This window comes from Glycomyces niveus, from assembly GCF_017592475.1.
In the GTDB taxonomy this organism is placed as follows: Bacteria; Actinomycetota; Actinomycetes; order Mycobacteriales; family Micromonosporaceae; genus Glycomyces; species Glycomyces niveus.
The window spans coordinates 284,328-304,047 of sequence record NZ_JAGFNP010000001.1 but is presented as its reverse complement, the minus strand read 5'-3'; the positions used below and the strand labels follow the sequence as shown (position 1 = coordinate 304,047).

Annotated in this window: 16 protein-coding genes and 6 tRNA genes; 11 read left to right on the top strand and 11 right to left on the bottom strand. The window is 69.8% G+C overall.

Translation table 11 applies throughout. From position 1 onward, the window contains the following. The 5 genes from J5V16_RS01455 to J5V16_RS01435 form a co-directional block, all read right to left on the bottom strand. Positions 1-100, bottom strand: a tRNA-Gly gene (locus J5V16_RS01455). A gap of 66 nt (positions 101-166) precedes the next feature. Next, positions 167-266 (bottom strand) — tRNA-Gly (locus tag J5V16_RS01450). A 66-nt stretch (positions 267-332) separates the two neighbouring features. Continuing rightward, positions 333-408, bottom strand: a tRNA-Gly gene (locus J5V16_RS01445). A gap of 116 nt (positions 409-524) precedes the next feature. After that, positions 525-1,187: a GNAT family N-acetyltransferase gene (locus J5V16_RS01440; RefSeq protein ID WP_208494169.1), complete on the bottom strand. Its 663-nt coding sequence runs from the start codon at positions 1,185-1,187 to the stop codon at positions 525-527. Next, the gene (locus tag J5V16_RS01435; protein ID WP_208494168.1) at positions 1,184-1,846 is read right to left on the bottom strand and encodes a GNAT family N-acetyltransferase; all 663 of its coding nucleotides are present in this window, start codon (positions 1,844-1,846) and stop codon (positions 1,184-1,186) included. The genes J5V16_RS01440 and J5V16_RS01435 overlap by 4 nt, the downstream gene beginning before the upstream one ends. Before the next feature lie 115 nt (positions 1,847-1,961). Between J5V16_RS01435 and J5V16_RS01430 the strand changes: the two genes are divergently transcribed. The 4 genes from J5V16_RS01430 (at position 1,962) to J5V16_RS01415 (ending at position 5,590) form a co-directional block, all read left to right on the top strand. Further along, positions 1,962-2,303, top strand: a complete 342-nt coding sequence (locus tag J5V16_RS01430; protein ID WP_243900564.1) for an ArsR/SmtB family transcription factor — start codon at positions 1,962-1,964, stop codon at positions 2,301-2,303. Beyond that, positions 2,300-2,545 carry a hypothetical protein gene (locus tag J5V16_RS01425; protein WP_208494167.1) on the top strand — a complete coding sequence of 82 codons (246 nt, stop codon included), beginning with the start codon at positions 2,300-2,302 and terminating at the stop codon, positions 2,543-2,545. Before J5V16_RS01430 ends, J5V16_RS01425 begins: the two co-directional genes overlap by 4 nt. Positions 2,546-2,618: 73 nt before the next feature. Next, entirely contained in the window at positions 2,619-5,003 is a 2,385-nt protein-coding gene (locus J5V16_RS01420) for a phosphoketolase family protein (protein ID WP_208494166.1), read from the top strand. Between the two features lie 110 nt (positions 5,004-5,113). Continuing rightward, positions 5,114-5,590 carry a DUF4188 domain-containing protein gene (locus J5V16_RS01415; RefSeq protein WP_208494165.1) on the top strand — a complete coding sequence of 159 codons (477 nt, stop codon included), beginning with the start codon at positions 5,114-5,116 and terminating at the stop codon, positions 5,588-5,590. Here the strand turns inward: J5V16_RS01415 and J5V16_RS01410 are convergent. Continuing rightward, on the bottom strand, positions 5,587-6,570 hold the full coding sequence (locus tag J5V16_RS01410) for a phosphotransferase family protein (protein WP_208494164.1): 984 nt from the start codon (positions 6,568-6,570) through the stop codon (positions 5,587-5,589). The genes J5V16_RS01415 and J5V16_RS01410 overlap by 4 nt on opposite strands. A 408-nt stretch (positions 6,571-6,978) precedes the next feature. Here J5V16_RS01410 and J5V16_RS01405 point away from each other — a divergent pair, with 408 nt between their 5' ends. Both J5V16_RS01405 and J5V16_RS01400 read left to right on the top strand, forming a co-directional pair. Continuing rightward, a complete protein-coding gene (locus J5V16_RS01405; protein ID WP_208494163.1) occupies positions 6,979-7,179 on the top strand; it encodes a hypothetical protein in 201 nt (66 codons plus the stop codon). Positions 7,180-7,292: 113 nt separating this feature from the next. Next, entirely contained in the window at positions 7,293-7,772 is a 480-nt protein-coding gene (locus J5V16_RS01400) for an Hsp20/alpha crystallin family protein (RefSeq protein WP_208494162.1), read from the top strand. Positions 7,773-7,824: 52 nt separating this feature from the next. Here the strand turns inward: J5V16_RS01400 and J5V16_RS24825 are convergent, their stop codons facing one another. Beyond that, complete coding sequence (locus tag J5V16_RS24825; protein WP_307792835.1) at positions 7,825-8,037, bottom strand: uracil-DNA glycosylase family protein; 213 nt, start codon at positions 8,035-8,037, stop codon at positions 7,825-7,827. A gap of 280 nt (positions 8,038-8,317) precedes the next feature. Here J5V16_RS24825 and J5V16_RS25300 point away from each other — a divergent pair, with 280 nt between their 5' ends. Next, a complete protein-coding gene (locus J5V16_RS25300) occupies positions 8,318-11,242 on the top strand; it encodes a C39 family peptidase (RefSeq protein ID WP_208494161.1) in 2,925 nt (974 codons plus the stop codon). 115 nt (positions 11,243-11,357) lie between these two features. Here J5V16_RS25300 and J5V16_RS01385 read toward each other — a convergent pair. The 3 genes from J5V16_RS01385 to J5V16_RS01375 form a co-directional block, all read right to left on the bottom strand. After that, positions 11,358-11,431: transfer RNA gene (locus J5V16_RS01385), tRNA-Cys, on the bottom strand. Between the two features lie 48 nt (positions 11,432-11,479). Then, positions 11,480-11,551: transfer RNA gene (locus J5V16_RS01380), tRNA-Val, on the bottom strand. A 24-nt stretch (positions 11,552-11,575) separates the two neighbouring features. Then, positions 11,576-11,648: transfer RNA gene (locus J5V16_RS01375), tRNA-Gly, on the bottom strand. Positions 11,649-11,782: 134 nt separating this feature from the next. Between J5V16_RS01375 and J5V16_RS01370 the strand changes: the two genes are divergently transcribed. The 3 genes from J5V16_RS01370 (at position 11,783) to J5V16_RS01360 (ending at position 16,053) form a co-directional block, all read left to right on the top strand. Further along, entirely contained in the window at positions 11,783-14,128 is a 2,346-nt protein-coding gene (locus J5V16_RS01370) for a Tex family protein (protein ID WP_307792834.1), read from the top strand. A 120-nt stretch (positions 14,129-14,248) separates the two neighbouring features. Continuing rightward, a complete protein-coding gene (locus tag J5V16_RS25295; protein ID WP_208494159.1) occupies positions 14,249-15,385 on the top strand; it encodes a sensor histidine kinase in 1,137 nt (378 codons plus the stop codon). Then, a complete protein-coding gene (locus J5V16_RS01360; RefSeq protein ID WP_307792833.1) occupies positions 15,382-16,053 on the top strand; it encodes a response regulator transcription factor in 672 nt (223 codons plus the stop codon). Before J5V16_RS25295 ends, J5V16_RS01360 begins: the two co-directional genes overlap by 4 nt. Positions 16,054-16,165: 112 nt before the next feature. Here the strand turns inward: J5V16_RS01360 and J5V16_RS01355 are convergent, their stop codons facing one another. Next, positions 16,166-17,200 (bottom strand): ice-binding family protein, encoded by a 1,035-nt coding sequence (locus J5V16_RS01355; protein WP_208494158.1) that lies wholly within the window; start codon positions 17,198-17,200, stop codon positions 16,166-16,168. A 355-nt stretch (positions 17,201-17,555) separates the two neighbouring features. On the opposite strand from J5V16_RS01355, the gene J5V16_RS01350 reads away from it, so the two are divergent. Next, a complete protein-coding gene (locus J5V16_RS01350) occupies positions 17,556-19,682 on the top strand; it encodes an MMPL family transporter (RefSeq protein ID WP_208494157.1) in 2,127 nt (708 codons plus the stop codon). Positions 19,683-19,720: the final 38 nt, after the last annotated feature.

The following is a 19,720-nucleotide window of genomic DNA, read 5'->3' as shown; positions in this document are numbered from 1 at the left end:
TGGAGCGGACGACCGGGATCGAACCGGCGACCTACACCTTGGCAAGGTGTCGCACCAGCGCGAAGCGCTGCAAAGGCACAGCCAACTGCGCTACGTCCGCCCCGAGCCAGCCCCAGTTCCCGGGCAAGAGTAAAGGCCCGGTCGGAAGACCGAGCCTTTCACTCACTGGAGCGGACGACCGGGATCGAACCGGCGACCTACACCTTGGCAAGGTGTCGCACCAGCGCGAAGCGCTGCAAAGGCACAGCCAACTGCGCTACGTCCGCCCAGAGCCAGCCCCAGTTCCCGGGCAAGAGTAAAGGCCCGGTCGGAAGACCGGGCCTTTCACTCACTGGAGCGGACGACCGGGATCGAACCGGCGACCTACACCTTGGCAAGGTGTCGCGCTACCAACTGCGCTACGTCCGCATTTCTCCGGTGTTGACCGGGGAACGATGATTACTTTAGCGCATCGTTCCCCGGGCCTTGATAGGGCCTTGGGACCGATTGGGGCGCGGCTCACGCCTGGGCCGCGCCCGTCCCGGTCAGGCTTCGGCGCCGTCGAGGCCGAGCGACGCCAGGACCTCGGCGTCCAGGCCCTCGATCGCGACCTCGTGTTTGCGGTTCGCTTCCCAGTCGGCCCGGGTGAGCCGCCAGCGGTTGTCCTGGCGGCGCACGCCGTTGAGGACCTTGTGGTCGATGCCGTCGGCCTTGTAGCCGAGCTTGCGCGAGACGCCCTCCGACGGCCCGTTGCCCTCGAACGAGGCGCTCAGCGCGAAGTCGGCGCCGAGCCCGGTGAACACGAACTCGAGCACGGCCGCGCGCATCTCGGTGCCGAAGCCCTGGCCGTGGTGGGCGAGACCCAGCCACGAGCCGGTGTGCGCCTCGCGGGTCGCCTTGAAGTCGGTCGCGCCAACCTCCTGCATGCCGATCACCTTGCCGTCGTGGAGGACGACGAGCGGCAGCATCCACCGCTCGGGGGTGATCCCGGCGATGACGCCCATCTGGTGCAGCAGCGTTCGGCGGCCGCGCTCGACCGGTTCGCACTCGGTCCACGGCACCAGGAACGGCATGAAGTCCGGTCCGTGGACGCCCGCGGCGGCCTCGTCAGCGAGGGCCACGAGGTCGTCGAGGTCCGGGAGGCGCAGCTCGAGCCGGTCGGTGCGCAGGCGCAGCCGGTAGGCCGGCAGGTAGTCGGTGAGCGTCACGGGGTCTCCTTCGCGAGGCCGAGCATGTCCAGTACGTCGTCGTCGAGGCCGTCGATCACGACCTCGTGCTTGCGGTTCGCCTCCCAGTCGGCGCGCGAGAGCCGCCAGCGCCGCAGGTGCCGCCGCTTCCCTTGGACGACGTGGAACTCCTCGCCGTCGGCGCGGTAGCCGAGGCGGCGCGAGACGCGCTCGGAGGCGTCGTTGCCGATGTATGAGCCGCTGCGGGCGGTCTGGGCGTCGAGTCCGGCGAACGCGAGGTGCAGGATCGCGGCGCGCATCTCGGTGCCGAAGCCGTTGCCCTGGTGGGCGCGGCCGATCCAGGAGCCGGAGTCGACCTCGCGGGTGATCTTGAAGTCCTTGCCGGCGACGACCTGCGAGCCGATCGCCTTGCCCTCGTGGAAGACCAGGAACGGGATGCCCCAGTCCTGCGGTTCCCAGCGGCCGATGGCCCGGTGGTACCAGACGATCGTCCCGCGCGCGACCGTCGCGGGGTCGGCGGCGGTCCACGGCACGGAGAACGGCATGAAGTCCGGGTCGTGGACGCCCGCGGCGGCGGCCTCGCCGAGGGCGGCGAGCTCGTCGAAGTTCGCGGGCAGGCGCAGTTCGAGGCGTTCGGTCCGCAGACGGAGCCGGTGGATCGGGAGGTGGTCGGCGATCATGCCTCGATTCTTTCCGGGCGGGCGCTACGGGGCAATCGGTTTAACCGCGGCCCCGGGCCCGCAGACGGTCCTGACATGTGTCAGAATTTTCTGACATGCGACAAGGATGGTTTTCATGGGAACCGAGGAGTTGACCGGCGCGGCCCTGCTCGCGGTGGGCTCGGCCCTGGCGAACCCGCACCGGCTGCGCATCCTCGGGGCGCTCGCCGACGGGCGGCAGTACGTGAGCCACCTGGCCCGCGAACTCGGGATGAGCCGCCCCCTCCTTCACATGCACTTGCAGAAGCTCCAGTCCGCGGGCCTGGTGAAGGGCTCGCTGGAGCTCTCGGAGGACGGCAAGGCCGTCAAGTACTTCGAGGCGGTCCCCTTCAAGCTGGAGATCACCCCGCAGATCGTCAAGTCGGCCCTGCCGACGCTGCCCCCGTCGACCGACAAGAGAGAGGGAACCTCGCCATGAACATGGGACAAGCCGGGATGCTGTTCGTCTTCGGATTCGGCCTGCTCGTCACCGCCGTCATCATCGCGGGCATCGTGTACGCGGCGACCACCGCGAAGGCGAAGGCCTCGGTGGCCCGCGAGGACGCCTACCACGAGCTCGCCGCGAAGATGAGTCTGGACAGCACCGAGGTGCAGGCGTCCCTGGCAGAAATCAAGGGCCGCTTGGCGAATGTGGAGCGGATGCTCAAAGAGGTCGACTGAGCCGCGGCGGCCGATGCGAAGTATTCCCGCGAATCGCGGTTCAGGCCCGCCCTGATGCGGCACCCTCGGACGCATGGACACGACGCAATCCGGCCTGTCGACCGCGCCTTTGAGCGATGAGGAGCTGGCCCGCATCGACGCCTACTGGCGGGCCGCCAACTACCTCACCGTCGGCCAGATCTACCTGCTCGACAACCCCTTGCTCCGCGAACCCCTGCGCCCCGAGCACATCAAGCCGCGCCTGCTCGGCCACTGGGGCACCAGCCCCGGCCTCAGCCTCCTCTATGCGCACCTCAATCGGTGCATCACCGCCCGCGACCTCGACATGATCTACGTGACCGGCCCCGGCCACGGCGGCCCCGCCATCGTCGCCAACACCTGGCTCGAAGGCACCTACCCCGAGCTCCACCCCTCGGTGAACCACTCCGAGGAGGGCATCCGGCAGCTGTTCCGCCAGTTCTCCTTCCCCGGCGGCATCCCCTCGCACGTGGCCGCCGAAGTGCCCGGCTCGATCCACGAGGGCGGCGAGCTCGGCTACGCGCTCTCGCACGCGTACGGGGCCGCGTTCGACAACCCGGACCTCACGGTCGCGTGCGTCGTGGGCGACGGCGAGGCCGAGACCGGCCCGCTGGCCGGCTCGTGGTTCTCGAACGTGTTCCTCAACCCCGTCTCCGACGGCACGGTCCTGCCGATCCTGCACCTCAACGGGTACAAGATCGCGAATCCCACGATCTTCGCGCGCATCTCCGACGAGGACCGCACGTCGTTCTTCCGCGGCGTCGGCTACGAGCCGTTCCTCGTGGAGGGCGACGACCCCGCGAGCGTCCACCAGAAGCTCGCCGCCGTGCTGGACGCGTGCTTCGACCGGATCGCGGAGATCCGCGCCGACGCGCGCCGCCGGGCGAACGGCACGCCGATCCGGCCGCGCTGGCCGATGGTCGTCCTGCGGACCCCGAAGGGCTGGACCGGACCGGACGATGTGGACGGCGTGCCCGTCGCGGGCACGTGGCGGGCGCACCAGGTGCCGCTAGCGGCGGTGCGCGGCAACCCCCAGCACCTGGCGATGCTCGAGGCGTGGATGCGCTCGTACCGTCCCGAGGAGCTGTTCGACGCCACCGGCAAGCCCGCGCCCGAACTGCTCGAGATGCATCCGCGAGGGGCGCGGCGCATGAGCGCCAACCCGCACGCGAACGGCGGGCTGCTCCTGCGCGACCTCGTCCTCCCCGACTACCGCGAGTACGGCCAGGAGATCAAGGGCCACGGCCGCACCACCGGCGAGGCCACCAAGGTCCTCGGCAAGTGGATCCGGGACGTCATCGCCGCCAACCCGGACCGGTTCCGGCTCTTCGGCCCCGACGAGGTCGAGTCGAACCGCCTCGGCGCGGCCTTCGAGGCCACCGACCGCCAGTGGGGCGCCGAGATCCTGCCCACCGACGAGCACCAGGCCCCGCAGGGGCGGGTCATGGAGGCCCTCTCGGAGCATCTGTGCGAAGGCTGGCTCGAGGGCTACCTGCTCACCGGCCGGCACGGCCTGTTCACCAGCTACGAGGCGTTCATCCACATCGTCGACTCGATGTTCAACCAGCACGCGAAGTGGCTCGACTCGACGAACTCGATCCCGTGGCGCCAGCCGATCGCCTCGCTCAACTACCTGCTCTCGAGCCACGTGTGGCGCCAGGACCACAACGGCTTCTCCCACCAGGACCCCGGGTTCATCGACCACGTGATGAACAAGAAGGCCGACATCGTGCGCGTCTACCTGCCGCCGGACGCCAACACCCTGCTGTCCACGATGGACCACTGCCTGCGCGGCCGCCAGTACGTGAACGTGGTCGTCGCCGGGAAGCAGCCCGCACTGCAGTACACGAGCATGGACGAGGCCGTGCGCCACTGCGAACGGGGCCTCGGCATCTGGGAGTGGGCCTCCACCGACGACGGCCAGTCGCCCGACGTCGTGCTCGCCTGCGCCGGGGACGCGCCCACACTGGAGGTCCTGGCCGCCGCCGACCTGCTGCGCCAGGCCCTGCCGCGGCTGCGCGTGCGCGTGGTCAACGTCGTAGACCTCATGCGGCTCCAGCCCGACTCCGAGCACCCGCACGGCCTCGGCGACCGCCAGTTCGACACGATCTTCACCGCCGACAAGCCGGTGCTCTTCGCGTTCCACGGCTACCCGACGCTCATCCACCGGCTCACCTACCGGCGCGCGAACCACGACAACATCCATGTGCGCGGCTACAAGGAGGAGGGCACCACGACCACGCCGTTCGACATGGTCATGCTCAACGACCTCGACCGCTTCCGCCTCGTCATGGACGTCATCGACCGCGTGCCCGGTCTGGGCCAGAACGCCGCCGGGCTCCGGCAGCGCATGGTCGACGCCCGCCACGCCGCCCGCGAGCACACCCGCGCCCACGGCGAGGACCTGCCCGCCGTCGCCGAATGGCAGTGGCCGCACTGATCGAGAATCCCAGTCGCGCAGCCGATTTCGTCCGGCGTCTTGACACCGGATGAACACGCTTCGTTAGTCTCTAAGGGGAGGCATGCTCACAACCCCTGGGAGGACTCCACGTGGCGAAGGTCAGGCCCGGTCGCGTCGTGGTCGACTACGAGGACGACCTCGTCGTCTTCACAGTCGGCATGCGGATCAACAAGTTCTGGAAGTTCGGCAAGTGGTGGCCGGTGTTCACCTCGATGCCGAGGATGCTCCGCGAACTCCAGGCCGACCCCGACCTCGGCCTGCTCGACTCGCGCACCATGATCGGCGGCCGCGTCATCATGGTCGTCCAGTACTGGCGCAGCGAGGAGCACCTGGAGCGGTACGCGCACTCGCAGGTCCACGCCCACCGCGGCTTCTGGAAGTGGTTCAACCGCAACGTCAAGAGCAACGGCGAGGTCGGCCTCTGGCACGAGCTCTACAAGGTCAGGGCCGGCGAGTACGACACCTCGTACATCAACATGCCGCCGTACGGCCTCGCCCGCGCCACGAAGGAGCGGGACGCGACCCGCACCGACCCCGACGACCACGAGGCCGACGCCGTCCACTAAGGGCGGTCGGCCTCCAGCAGCGCGAGGTTCTTGAGCAGGCTCTCGGTCGACCAGCCGCGCTGGCCCACCGTCTGCTCCTCCTCGAAACCGCGCACGTCGCACTCGGCGATGAGGATGAGCATCAGATAGACGCGGTAGAGCGCGAGCCGCCGCTCCTCCCCCGGGGTCATCTCCCGGCCCAGGAAGCCCTCGACCGAAGCGGCCTGCTCCACTTCTGAACCGAACGTGATCGACACGATTTCGGCGATCGGGTCGCCGTAGAACGCCCGCTCGCCGTCGATGAACGCCTCCACGCGCCAGCCGTTCTCGCCGGGTTCGACGAAGATGTTGCCGTCCCACAGGTCGAAGTGGACGAGCGCGGGCCGGGTCACCTCGTCGAGCAGCGCCTTCTCGGCGTGGACGATCGCGGCGATCTCCTCGGCCGGGCGCGGCAGCGGCGAGCCGTTCTCCGCGATGTCGGCGAGCACGTCGTCGACCATCGCCAGGAACGACTCGGACCACGAGTCGGCGACCGTGCGGCCGCTCCGGCGCGGATACCCGAACCGCTCTCCGGTGACCGTCGCGAAGCGGGCGCTCAGCTCGCCGATCTCGCGGCGCAGGGCCAGGAACTCCGCATCGGACATCTCACTCCGGGCCTTCGGCAGCGAGACACCCTTGAGGCGGTCGATGATCATCACGCCGCTCTCCGGGTCGCCGTAGTGGAGCGCCGGCATCGGCACACCCGCCTCCAGGCCCCGCTCGAAGCACTCGATCTCGGTGGCCATGAGGTCCACCTCGTATCGCAGCAGCTTCAGGCTCTTGTCAGGGGCGACCTTGACGACCACGTGGCGACCGTCGGCCAGCGCGAGGGCGTGGGCGGCGTTGAAGAACCCGTCCTTGAACTCTTCATGGCCGGTGACCTCGATCGGGCCGGGGAGGTGCTTGCGGACGAGGGCCTCGACGTCGGCGCGGTCGAGCTTGGGGCGGATGGCGATCTCCATCGCGCCATTCTGACGCCGCCGCGCGGCGCGCGCAATCGGGTATCGGTGCGGCTCTCGCCTGGTGGTACGCAGACGCATAGCGAGGAAGACCGACCGGGAACGGACATAGGAGGCGCTACATAGACACACCTCGACTGCGCAGGCTGCGGCCGGGCGACCTCGGCTGGATCGTCTACACCCAAGGGAAGGGCTACTGGGAGCCGTTCGGGTGGAACGAGGAGTTCGAGGCGCTCGTCGCGCGGATCGTGGCCGACTACGCCGAGCGGCACGACCCCTCGCGGGAGGCGGGCTGGATCCCCGAGATCGGCGGCGAACCGGTCGGCTCGATCGTGTGCGTCGACGCGGGAGGGTCGGTCGCGAAACTGCGGCTGCTGTGGGTCGAGCCCGCCGCGCGCGGGCAGGCTCTTGGTGCGCCAGCGCGTCGAGTTCGCGCGCGAGACCGGCTACGCGTCGATGACGTTGCGGACCGTGAACCTCCTGCACTCGGCCCGGCGGCTGTACGAGGAGGAGGGGTTCACGCTCACGAGCGAGCAGCCGGTGCGGATGTTCGGGAAGGACGACCTGGTGAACCAGGTGTGGGACCTGCCGCTGCGCGACTCCACCGCGTAAGCTCGCCGCGTGATCTGGGCCACGGCCGAAATATTCGGATCGGGGCGGGCGTCGTATAGGTCGTTAGCACTCTCCACCACCGAGTGCTAATCCTGAGGAAGGAGACAGCCATCATGATCGTTCGCTACCAGCACCCTTACGCGGCGTTCCGGCATTTCGACCGGGAGTTCGAGCGCCTGGCTCGGGCCGGTTTCGGCCAGCGCGCAGTCCAGTACACGCTCCGCTCGGACGTCTACACCGAAGGCGAAGACCTCGTGGTCACCGCCGCGGTCCCGGGCGTGAGCCCTGAGGACGTCACGGTCGAGCTCGAGGGCCGCCGTCTTTCGATCACCGCCGAGCGCCGTCAGCGCGAAGCGGCCGAGGGCGACCGCTACCTCGTGCGCGGTCTCGCCGGCGGCACGTTCCGCCGCGAGTTCACGCTCCGCGAGGGCGTCACCGCCGACCAGCTCAGCGCGGAGGTCGCCGACGGTCTCCTGACGATTCGCATCTCGGGCGCCGTCAAGCCGGCCCCGCAGGCGCAGCGCATCCCGATCAAGGGCGTGGAGCCGAAGGTCGAGATCGAGGGCGAGGCGACGTCCGAGGACGCCGAGTAAGCACCGGAAGCGTACGGCCCCAGGGGAAACCCCTGGGGCCGTTGCCGTGCCTTCAGTGCGCCTGGTCGAGGAGGCGCCCGGCCGGACCGACGAACGGCTCGCCTTCGCGGTCCTCCACGTCGCCGGGCTGCTCCCCGACGAGGAACAGGCGGGCGTCCTCCGGACCGTCGCCGAAGACGGTCTGCGTGGCCTCGCGGTAGAGGTCGCAGCCTTCGCAGGACCGGGCCGCCTCGCGCAGCCGGGTGATCCCCGCGCCTTCGGGCACCCATGCCTGGGCGCCGGGATGCCGTGCCAGGTCGTCCCCCTGCCGTTCGGCTTGAGGCAGTGGATACCCCGCGGGCCGGTGAACACTCGGCGCGGGCGGGGGCACGGATGTTCATATTTCCGGTCTTTACGGGATGACATCGTTTGCCATAAGATCAGGCCGCTCGATTCCGCCGGGGCCGGCCCATCCGTCCCCCTGACCCCGACACCCCCGATCCCAACCTTCCCCATCAGACCGCCGGGCCACCCCATCGGCCCGGCCCTCGCTGTCAGGAGACAGTGTGTCCAACTTCAGAAGACGGGCGACCCTGCTGCTCGCCGCGCTGGTCGCGGGCATGGCGGCGGTCATCGCCGTCGCCGCGCCGGCGCAGGCGGCCACGTACGGCCCCTACACGGCCAAGGTCAACATCGACGCGCGCGGGTCGATGGACCCGAACGACCGCACCGCCACCGACTGGTACAAGGCCGGTCAAGGCGTCTACATCCAGTGCCAGGACTGGGGCATGGCCGCCGGCGGCTCCACCCTCTGGGACTACACCGCCGCGAACTGGTGGATCCCCGACGCGTACCTGACGACCGGGTACTCGGGCCGCATCCCCGGCGTGCCGCTCTGCTCCGACCTCGGCATCGACGGCTCGCCCACGGGCGTCGGCTTCAGCGCGGGCCCGTTCAAGGCCAGCACCGCGATCGACGGCCGCGGCTCGATGGACCCGAACGACCGGGTCAAGACCGACGCGTACCTCGCGGGCGCGAGCCTGTACGTCAAGTGCCAGGACTACGGCCTGAGCGCGGGCGGGTCCACGCTGTGGATCTACACCACCGACGGCTACTGGGTCCCCGACGCGTACGTCACCACCGGCACGTCGGGCATGATCGCGGGCGCCCCGCGGTGCATCGCGATCGGCATCAACGGCACGCCCGCGAGCGGCGGCGCCAACTCCGGGCCGTACCCGGTGAAGGTCGCCATCGACGGGCGCGGCAGCCCCGACCCCGACGACCGGGTCCGCGTCGACGCCTACCCCGAGGGCTCCTCGCTGTACATCCGCTGCCAGGCGCAGGGCATCAGCACCGGCGGCTCCACCTTGTGGGACTACACGACCGACGGCTACTGGGTGCCGGACGCGTACGTCACCACCGGCACCTCGGGCCAGATCCCGGGCGTCCCGCTGTGCTCCTCGATCGGCATCGGCGGCGGGTCCGGCGCGGGCACGCAGTTCAAGATCCGCACGAACCTCAACGGCTACTTCGAGAAGTCGCTCAGCTCGGGCAGCGTGTGGGACAAGTACACCGAGGGCTCCTACGTCACCATCATGTGCCAGGCGTACGGCGAGGTGAACTACGGCGGCTCGGCGATCTGGGACCTCACCAGCGACGGCCTCTGGATTCCCGACTACTACGTCGTCACCGGATCGTCCTCGATGGTCATGACCTCCTGCGACGGCGACAGCCCGTCGGGCTCGGGGAACCGGTTCCTGGTCAAGGAGACCTTGAACGGCTACCACTCCAAGAGCCTTACGAGCACGTACGTGCTCGACAAGTACCCGGCCGGGTCCTATGTGACCATCACCTGCCAGGCGTACGGCGAGTTCAACTACGGCGGCTACGCGGTGTGGGACCGCACCTCGGACGGGCTGTGGATCGCCGACTACTACGTCTCGACCGGCTCCACCGACATCATCATGAACCGGTGCGACTCGGACCCGAAGCCGAGCGGCGGGTCGGGGAACCCGACGGTGCCCTCGAACCCCTCCACCGGTTCGGTCCCCACTTCCGAAGTGCGCGACCACATCGTCAACGCCGCCTACTCGCAGCTCGGCACGACCGAGTGGGGCGACAACTGCAACCCGTACGGCAACGGCGGCGTCAAGTGCGGCGACCCCTGGTGCTCGATGTTCGCCTCCTGGACCTGGAAGCAGGCCGGGATCGACGTGTATTTCCCGTACTCGGGCACCTTCGAGACCTGGGGCAAGAACCGCGGGCTCATGACCTCGAAGTCGAACATCAAACCCGGGGACGTGGTCCTCTACGGCACCAGCTACTACGACTCCGACCACATCGGCGTCGTCGTGGACGTCAACCCCGTCAACGGGTTCATCACCACCATCGAGGGGAACTACGGCAACCAGGTGAAGATGGTCGGCCCGTTCGACCCGAACAACCCGGGCACCGTCCACACCTACCCGAACATCTACGCGGTGGTCTCGCCGGTCTCGGACGGCAGCGACGACTGGACGAGCGGCACGGGCATGACCGCGACCTCCACGTTCGGCGACGCGCCCGACGACGACATCTGCACCTCGGTCAAGACCTCCGGGTCGCTCAGCTACCAGCTGTGCCTCGAAGGCTGGGTGACCGCCCCGTCGAGCACCTACGGCGCCTACACGAACACCAAGTACCGGGGCCGGCTCTCCGTCTCGTACGACCGCGCCTCCGGGGCCGCCTCGCACGCCGCCGTCCAAGCGGCGGTGGACCTGTACGTGCCCGGGAACGGGTGGTCCGATGCGAGATGCGTGTCGAACCTCATCGGGGACAACGTGAAACGCGACTGCTACACCGGCTGGCTCGACGTGGCCGGCCGCGGCGCGACGATCCTCGACGCGACGGTCACCGTGAACGGGGCCGACAAGCCGGAGCTGCGCGTCACCGGGCTGCCGATGATCGGGTACATGCAGGAGAAGTCGACCTACTGCGGCCCGGCCACGGTCAAGTCCGCGGCGATGACGATGCGGGCCAGCAGCGCCCCCAGCCAGACGACCATCGCGGGCACGCTCAACACCGACGACTACGGCTTCACGTACCCGGCGGACATGGCCTCGGGCTGGGGCGCGTACGTCCCGACCGGCCTGGGCTACTCGTTCTACGACTGGTACTCGGCCTCGACCTCGGGCACCTCGATGGAGCTGCAGGTCGAGCGCATCCGCGAGCACCTCGACAACGGGCAGCCGTCGTCGACGCTGGTGCAGTACGGGTACCTGCCGTGGGGCGATCCCTCCGCGGACACCTCAGTGCGCCACTACATGATGATCTACGGCTACTCGGCGAGCTACAACTCCTCGGGCGGCAACACGAACTGGCCGGTCGCGGCGTTCCACGTGTGGGACTCGGCCAGCGGCTCGTCGTACACGATCACCGTCGACGACCTCATCACCGCCTCGCAGACCGCGGCGGGCGTGGGCGGTTTCGACGTGATCGCCCCGAAGGGCTGAGGCCCGGCGTTCGCAGAAGGCCCCGCCGGAGTCGGCGGGGCCTTCCCCTCGCCGTCGACGACTGGCACGCCGAAGGCCCCGGATCGCTCCGGGGCCTTCGGCTCACGTATCTGATTGGAGGTGGGTACGGGATTCGAACCCGTGTGCACGGCTTTGCAGGCCGTTACCTAACCACTCGGACAACCCACCCTGACGCGAAAGGCCCAAGCCGTGTGAACCTGGGCCTTCTCGCTTCGGTGGACGATACTGGGATTGAACCAGTGACCTCTCCCGTGTCAGGGGAGTGCTCTCCCGCTGAGCTAATCGTCCGGGATAGCGCTCTTTCGAGCTCCGAGCGGACGACCGGGATCGAACCGGCGACCTACACCTTGGCAAGGTGTCGCGCTACCAACTGCGCTACGTCCGCATGTCTTCCTGGGGTTTTTCCGTTCCCCCGGCGACGGGATAGAACTTTACCCAATGCCCGACCGAGCGTCCACCGGGGGGTCGGGGCTTCCGGCTTCGGGCCATGTTGTCGCAGCGCTCTGGCAGAATCCTCCCGTGGCTCAAGCTATCGATCAGCGCATCGCCGAGGAACTCTCGGTCGGCGCCCATCAAGTCCGCTCGGCCGTCGCGCTTCTCGACGACGGCTCCACCGTCCCGTTCATCGCCCGGTACCGAAAAGAGGCCACCGGGGGCCTCTCCGACGAGCAGCTGCGCGCCCTCGAAGAGCGCCTGGGTTACCTGCGCGAGTTGGAGGCCCGCCGCAAAGCGGTGCTCGAATCGATCGCCGAGCAGGGGAAACTCACCGAAGCGCTCGCCGCGCAGATCGACGCCGCCGACACGAAGGCGCGGCTCGAGGACCTCTACGCGCCCTTCAAGGTCAAGCGCCGCACGAAGGCCCAGATCGCCCGCGAGGCCGGTCTGGAACCCCTCGCGGACCTGCTGCTGAGTGATCCCTCACAGGACCCGGAGACCGCTGCCGCGGGGTTCCTCAACCCCGAGGCGGAGGTGAAGGACGCGGCCGCGGCCCTCGCCGGGGCCCGCGCGATCCTCACCGAGCGGTTCAGCGAGGACGCCGACCTCATCGGCGACCTGCGTGAACGCATGTGGAAGCGGGGCCGGCTGGTCTCGAAGGTCCGCGACGGGGCCGAGGAGAAGGGCGCGAAGTTCTCGGACTACTTCGACTTCGCCGAGACGTTCACCACCCTCCCCTCCCACCGCGTGCTCGCGCTCATGCGCGGCGAGAAGGAGGAGGCGCTGTCGCTCGCGCTCGAACCGGGTGAATCGGAGGTCGACGGCGCGGACTGCGAGGCCGTGATCGCCGCGAAGTTCGGGATCAGGGACGCGGGGCGGCCCGCCGACGCGTGGCTCGCGAAGACCGTCTCGTGGGCCTGGCGCACCCGCATCCTCGTCAAGCTCGGCGTCGACCTGCGGATGCGGCTGTGGCAGCTCGCCGAGGACGAGGCCGTGAAGGTCTTCGCCGCGAACCTCAAGGACCTGCTGCTCGCGGCCCCGGCCGGGCCGAAGACCGTGATGGGCCTCGACCCGGGCTACCGGACCGGCGTCAAGGTGGCCGTGGTCGACCCGACCGGCAAGGTCCTCGACGCGACCGCGATCCTCCCCCACCAGCCGCAGAACCAGTGGGACGCTTCGCTGGCGACCCTCGCGTCGCTCGTCAAGAAGCACGGCGTGCAGCTCATCGCGATCGGCAACGGCACCGCCTCGCGCGAGACCGACCGGCTCGCCGCCGACCTCATCAAGGCCATGAGCGGGGTCGCGGAGCTGTCGAAGATCGTCGTCTCCGAGGCCGGGGCCTCGATCTACTCGGCGTCGGCGTACGCGACCAAGGAGCTCCCGGGCATGGACGTGTCCCTGCGCGGGGCCGTCTCGATCGCGCGTCGCCTCCAGGACCCGCTCGCGGAGCTGGTGAAGATCGAGCCGAAGCACATCGGCGTCGGCCAGTACCAGCACGACCTGACTGAGTCCAAACTCACGAAATCCCTTGAGGCCGTTGTCGAAGACGCGGTGAACGCTGTCGGCGTGGACCTCAACACCGCTTCCGTGCCGCTGCTGTCGCAGGTGTCCGGGCTCTCCGAGAGCGTCGCCGCGAACATCGTGGCGCATCGCGACGAGCACGGCCGCTTCGCCGACCGCAAGGCCCTGCTCGGCGTGCCGCGCCTGGGCCCCAAGGCCTTCGAGCAGGCCGCCGGGTTCCTCCGGGTCGCCGGCGGCGACAACCCGCTCGACGCCTCCGCGGTGCACCCCGAGGCGTACCCGGTGGTCGAGCGCATCCTCGCCGCCACCGGCGCGCCCATCGGCGCGCTCGTGGGCGACGCCAAGACCCTCCGCAAGCTCAAGCCCGGCGACTTCGCCGACGACCGCTTCGGCGTGCCCACGGTCTCGGACATCCTCGCCGAGCTCGAGAAGCCCGGCCGCGACCCGCGCCCCGAGTTCAAGGCCGCCACCTTCAAGGAGGGCGTGGAGAAGGTCGCGGACCTCGAGCCCGGGATGCTCCTCGAAGGGGCGGTGACGAACGTCGCGGCCTTCGGCGCGTTCGTCGACATCGGCGTCCACCAGGACGGCCTCGTCCACATCTCCGCGCTCGCCAACCGGTACGTGGAGGACCCGCGCGAGATCGTCAAGCCCGGCGACGTGGTCAAAGTCAAGGTGCTCTCGGTCGACCTGCAGCGGCAGCGGATCGCCCTCACCATGCGCTTGGACGACGAGCCCGAGGCGGGCGGCGGCCAGCAGGGCGGCCAGCGCCGGGGCCAAGGCGGTCAGGGCGGGAACAACAAGGGCGGCAAGGGCAACGGCCGGCGGCAGCCGCAGCAGCGCGGCGGCCAGCAGGCGGCGCCGCAGAGCGCGATGGCCGAGGCGCTGCGCCGCGCCGGGCTCGCGAAGTAGCAATGAGGGCGGCCGGAGCGGCCGCGCGGTGGATCCGGCCGGGCCGACACCCGGCCGGATTCAAGGAGAGGCGTTCACGGAGCGCCCGGCGGCCGCCGGGCGCTCCTCTACGCTAGGGGCGTGCTCAACCGCTTCCCGGTCTCCCGGATGGACCTGCTCGTCGGGGTCCTCAACGCCGTGATCGTGCTGGGCTGGACGCTCACGCAGTGGACGCTGCAGGTGCGCGACACGATGGGGCTGAACGAGTCCCTGGCGTGGGTGGTGCTGTTCGCCTCGGTCGCGGCCCTGTTCTTCCGCAGCGTCTTCCCGCTCGCGGTGACGCTGCTGACGATGGCCTGCACGATCGTGTACTACCCGGCGTCGTCGATCGACGGGCCGATGCTGCTGGCGTTCGTGATCGCGCTGTACACGCTCGCGGCGCTGGGGCGGCTGGTCGCGGCGGGCGTGATCGCGGTGGGCGTGTTCCTGACGGTGGTGATCTCGGAGATCCTGGCGGACTTCGCGCACATGACCGAGAGCGAGACGTTCATGCTCGGCGGCTGGATCATCGCGGTCCCGGCGATCGGCGCGGTCGTGGCGCACTACCGGCGGTACCGGGCCGAAACGGCTGTGGCGCTTGCGGAGACGCAGCTGCGGAGCGTGGCCGAGGAGCGGCTGCGGATCGCGCGGGAGCTGCACGACGCGGTGGGGCACCATCTGTCGCTCATCAACGTGCAGACGGCGGCGGCGCTGCGGAAGCTCCGCAAGGACCCGCTGTACCGGACCGAGGAGACGCTGCAGGTCATCGCGGACACGAGCCAGTTGTCGCTGCGGGAGCTGCGGGCGATGGTCGGGGTGCTGCGCGAGCCCGGGGAGGACTCGCCGACCGGGCCGGGGCCGAGCCTGGAGCAGCTGCCGTCCCTGGTGGCGGCGGCGCGGGCGTCGGGCCTCGAGGTGGACCTGCGGGTGGACGGGAGCGCGGCGCTGCCGGTGGCGGTGGACGCGGCGGCGTACCGGGTGGTGCAGGAGTCGCTGACGAACGTGCTGCGGCACGCGAAGGCGAAGCGGGTGCAGGTCAAAGTGGTCACCGGGACGTCGACGCTGGCCGTCGCGGTCGTCGACGACGGGCTCGGGGATGCCAAGGGCGCCAAGGCGGGCAATGGCCTGACGGGGATGCGCGAGCGGGCCGAGAGCCTCGGCGGTACCTTCACTGCGGGGCCGCGCGACGACGGCGGCTTCTCGGTCGAGGCCACGTGGCCGCTGGAGGTTGACAGGTGATCCGGGTGATGCTGGTGGACGACCAGCGGCTGGTGCGGGCGGGGTTCGCGTCGATCCTCGGCGACGAGGAGGACATCGACCTGGTCGCGGAGGCGGGCGACGGGGCCGAGGCCCTGGAGCTGGCGCGGCGGCACCGTCCCGACGTGGTGCTCATGGACATCCGTATGCCCACTATGGACGGCTTGGAGGCGACGGAGCGGCTCGGCCGGGACGCCAAGCTCGACGGTGTGAAGGTCGTGATCCTGACGACCTTCGACGAGGACGACTACGTGTACCGGGCGCTGCGCGCGGGCGCGAGCGGGTTCCTCGTGAAGGACACCGACCCGGACGAGCTGATCCACGCGATCCGGGTGGTCGCGGCCGGGGACGCCCTCATCTCGCCGAAGGTGACGCGGCGGCTCATCGGCGAGTTCGCCGGGCGGATCGCCCGGCCGGAGCCGAGCTCGAAGCTGAACGCCCTCACCGAACGCGAGACCGAGGTGCTCAAGCTCGTGGCCACCGGGATGAGCAACGACGAGATCGCCGGGACCCTGTTCCTCTCCCCCGCGACGGCGAAGACGCACGTCAGCCGCATCATGTCGAAGCTCTCGGCGCGCGACCGGGCGCAGCTGGTGGTGACCGCGTACGAATCGGGCCTGGTGCGCCCGACTTGGACCGACGGCGAGTGACCCGACTCCGGAGACGGAGTGCCTGACGTTCGGGGAGGGATGGGCCGAGGTGCCGGGAGCCGGTGCGCTCAAGCGCGGCCGGTCCGCCTGCACACGGACCGGCCGGCGTTGATCATTCCGGTCGTGCGCGGCGTCGTGCGACGATCGCGAACAGTCCACCCGCCGCGATGAGCGCGAGTCCCGCGCTCACGACGGTTGTCAATACTCCGCTGCCGGTGGTGGGCAGCCCGTCACCGTTCCCGGAACCGGCCGAATCATTCGAATCCGCGCCCGCGCCGTCGTTGTCCGAATCGGCGGAGGACGTCGACCCGCCGGAGCCACCGGAACCGCCGTTCCCGCCCGAGCCACCGGGCCCGCCGGTGCCGCCGGGACCGCCGGGTCCGTCAGTCCCGCCCGGACCGCCGGGTCCGTCAGTCCCGCCGGGACCGTCGGTCGGGCCGTCCGTCGGCGGTGACGTCGGTGCGCATTCCGGTTCAGTGATCGTGTTGGTGTCGAGCGTCACCGCAGCGGTCTGCGCCAGTGCGCGGCCTTCCAGCGTCGCGCCGGTGTTCATCGTGATCGATGCGGAGGCCATGATGTTCCCGATGAAGTCGGTTCCGGTCCCGAGCGTCGCCGAACTGCCGACCTGCCAGTACACGTTGCACGGCGAGGAGCCGTTGACGAAGACGACGCTGCTGTCCGACGCGGTGATGAGTGTCGAGTCGATCTGGAAGATGAAGACGCCCTCGGGATCTTCCTCGAGGTCGAGCGTCAGTTGACCGGTGAGTTGCGCCGCTGAGATCCGATAGACGCCGGCTGTCAGGACCTCTCCGCCCAATTCCGCGGCCAGGTTGGTGAACGGGGTGCGTCCGGCCGCGTCGTTGTAGGCGGTCGTGAGATCGAGCTTCGCCTGGTCGGCATCCGCATCCGCCAGGTGCGTCTCGCCGCCGACGGTGCCGGGCGGGAAGCCGGTGGCGGTACTGCCGGGACTGACGCCGAGGCTCTGCTCCAGAGTGGTGTCCCCTGTGTTGGTGACGGTCGAGCCCGCCAGAACCGAGTACTCGGCGGCCGTCCCCAATCCGACCGGTGCTTCCTGCGCCTGGGCGCCGCCTGGGTGCGACATGGTCAGGGCGGCGACGATACCCACGGTCGCCGGTACGGCGACCACGGGAGTGATCCTTCGCCACTGAGGTCTCCGCAGGCCTGCCTTCATTCTCGGTCCCCGTTTCTACCGTCCAGCGAGGACGGACGGCGCTCGTCTCTAGCCATGCGTTGCACAGCACTGCACCACCACCTAATCATGCGTTTCGGTCACATAGCGTGCTTTCGCGAACACGGCGTCGTTCGATTCGTCCGTCCTCGAGCGAGCCGAAAGGACGTTCCCGATGAGCGCCGGTCAGAACCGACCGAGTCGATGCGACCCGTGACGTAGGCCCGGCGCGGCGCCTCATCCCAGGGACGTAGGGCGAGTACCACTCCCGCGCCGATGCGGGGAGGCGTGTGCGACCGCGAGAGTTGTCGGCATGGAACCACACCTTGCCTCGAAGCCCTCGGCGATGGCGCGACTGTCCGATTGGACGCAGCGCCGCCCGCTGATCGCACTCCTCCTCTGGGTCCTCGTGTTCGGCGCCGCGATCGGCGCGTCCAGCGCGGTCGGCTCCGCCTTCGAAGACGACAACTCGATGCCCGGCACCGAGTCGCAGGAGCTCGCCGACCTCCTCGACGAGCGCGCCCCCGAAGCGAACGAGTCCACCGTGCAGGTGGTCTTCGGCGCCGACTCGGTCGCCGCCGAGCAGGACCGGATCGCGGCCTTCCTGGCCGACCTCGCCGACGAGCCGGGCGTGACCGGCGTGAACGACCCGTTCGCCGAGTACGGCGCGGTCAGTGAGGACGGCACGGTCGGGTACGCGACCCTGACCTGGGACGGCACCACCGCCGAAGCCGCCGACCTGATCCCGATGGCCGAGGACGCCTCTGGCGAGGGCCTCCAGTTCGCGCTCGGCGGCGACGTCATCCGCGAGGCCGGTGAAGGCGGGGGCGGCGCGGCCGAGGGCATCGGCATGCTCGCGGCCCTGGTGATCCTCGTGTTCATGTTCGGGTCCCTGCTCGCCGCGAGCCTGCCGCTCATCACCGCCCTGTTCGCCGTGGGCACCGCGTTCTGCCTCTCCATGCTGGTGTCCCATGTGGTCACGCTGCCGACGTTCCTGACGCCCATCATGTTCCTCGTGGGCTTCGGTGTGGGCGTGGACTACGCGCTGCTGATCTTCGCCCGCTTCCGCTCCGAGCTGCAGGGCGGCGCGAGCCGCAAGGCCGCCGCCGCGACGGCGCTCGACACGGCCGGCCGCTCGGTCCTGTTCGCCGGCTCGGTGGTCATCGTGGCCCTCATGGGCCTGTTCGCGCTCGGCCTGGGATCGCTCCAGGCGGTCGCGATCGCGGTGGCGCTCACGGTGCTCGTGACGATGCTCGCCTCGGTGACGCTGCTGCCCGCACTGCTGGCGCTGTTCGGCAAGCGCATCGAGAAGCGCGTCCGCAAGAGGGCCGCGAAGGCGAAGCGGGCGCCGGGCGCCCGCTGGGTCGGCTGGTCCCGGTTCGTGGAGAAGCGGGCCTGGCTGGCGATCATCGTCGTCACCGCCGGGCTCGCGGCCCTCGCGACCCCGCTGCTCGACCTGCGCCTCGGCTTCGCCGACGCCGGGACCGACGCGGAGGGCACGACCAGCCGCGAAGCGTACGACCTGCTCTCCGACGGGTTCGGGGAAGGATTCAACGGCCCGCTCATGGTCGTCACCGACGGCACTGAGGCCGAGGCGAACGCCGCGCATGAGACGCTCTCCGGTCTCGACACGGTCGAGCTGGCGTCGCCGCCGTTCGCGATCGGCGACGACCTGTGGATGTCCACGGTGGTCGGCACCGCCGGCCCGGCCGACCAGGCCACCGTCGACCTCGTCCACGAGCTCCGCGACGAACTCGACGCGGTCGACGGCGACCAGCTCGTCGGCGGCTCCACCGCGGCCGCGATCGACTTCAGCGACATCATGATCGAGAAGGCCCCGCTGTTCCTGCTGTTCGTGGTGGGCCTCTCGCTCCTGCTGCTGATGGTCGTCTTCCGCTCGATCCTCATCCCGGTGAAGGCCGCGATCCTCAACCTGATGACGATCGGCGCGAGCCTCGGCGTCGTCGCCTGGATCTTCCAGGAGGGCGTGTTCGGCATCCCGGCCGGCCCGGTCGAGGCCTTCCTCCCGGTGATGTCCTTCGCGATCATCTTCGGCCTCTCCATGGACTACGAGGTGTTCCTCATGTCCCGCATGCGGGAGGAGTGGCAGCGCACCGGCGACGCCCTCGTCGCGGTCCGCCGCGGCCTCGCCTCCACGGGCGGGGTGGTCACCGCCGCCGCGGCGATCATGATGGCCGTGTTCGGCTCGTTCATCCTCGACGACGCCCGCCTGCTCCAGCAGTTCGGCATCAGCATGGCCGTGGCGATCTTCATCGACGCGTTCGTGATCCGCTGCCTCCTCGTCCCCGCCGTCATGAAGGTCATGGGACGCGGCGCCTGGTGGATCCCGAAGTGGCTCGACAACGCCCTGCCGCACGTCACCGTCGAACCCGAGACCGAGCCGAAGCCCTCGGACCGCGAACCGGCCCTGACCCGCTAGGAAGGAAACCCGAGGCCCCGGCGCGATGCGCCGGGGCC

What these genes read in the sequence shown, in the direction of transcription:
- J5V16_RS01435 (WP_208494168.1), bottom strand. Translation starts at nt 1,846, where the DNA reads ATGATCGCCGACCACCTCCCGATCCACCGGCTCCGTCTGCGGACCGAA.
- J5V16_RS01430 (WP_243900564.1), top strand. Translation starts at nt 1,962, where the DNA reads ATGGGAACCGAGGAGTTGACCGGCGCGGCCCTGCTCGCGGTGGGCTCG.
- J5V16_RS01425 (WP_208494167.1), top strand. Translation starts at nt 2,300, where the DNA reads ATGAACATGGGACAAGCCGGGATGCTGTTCGTCTTCGGATTCGGCCTG.
- J5V16_RS01420 (WP_208494166.1), top strand. Translation starts at nt 2,619, where the DNA reads ATGGACACGACGCAATCCGGCCTGTCGACCGCGCCTTTGAGCGATGAG.
- J5V16_RS01410 (WP_208494164.1), bottom strand. Translation starts at nt 6,570, where the DNA reads ATGGAGATCGCCATCCGCCCCAAGCTCGACCGCGCCGACGTCGAGGCC.
- J5V16_RS01400 (WP_208494162.1), top strand. Translation starts at nt 7,293, where the DNA reads ATGATCGTTCGCTACCAGCACCCTTACGCGGCGTTCCGGCATTTCGAC.
- J5V16_RS01350 (WP_208494157.1), top strand. Translation starts at nt 17,556, where the DNA reads ATGGAACCACACCTTGCCTCGAAGCCCTCGGCGATGGCGCGACTGTCC.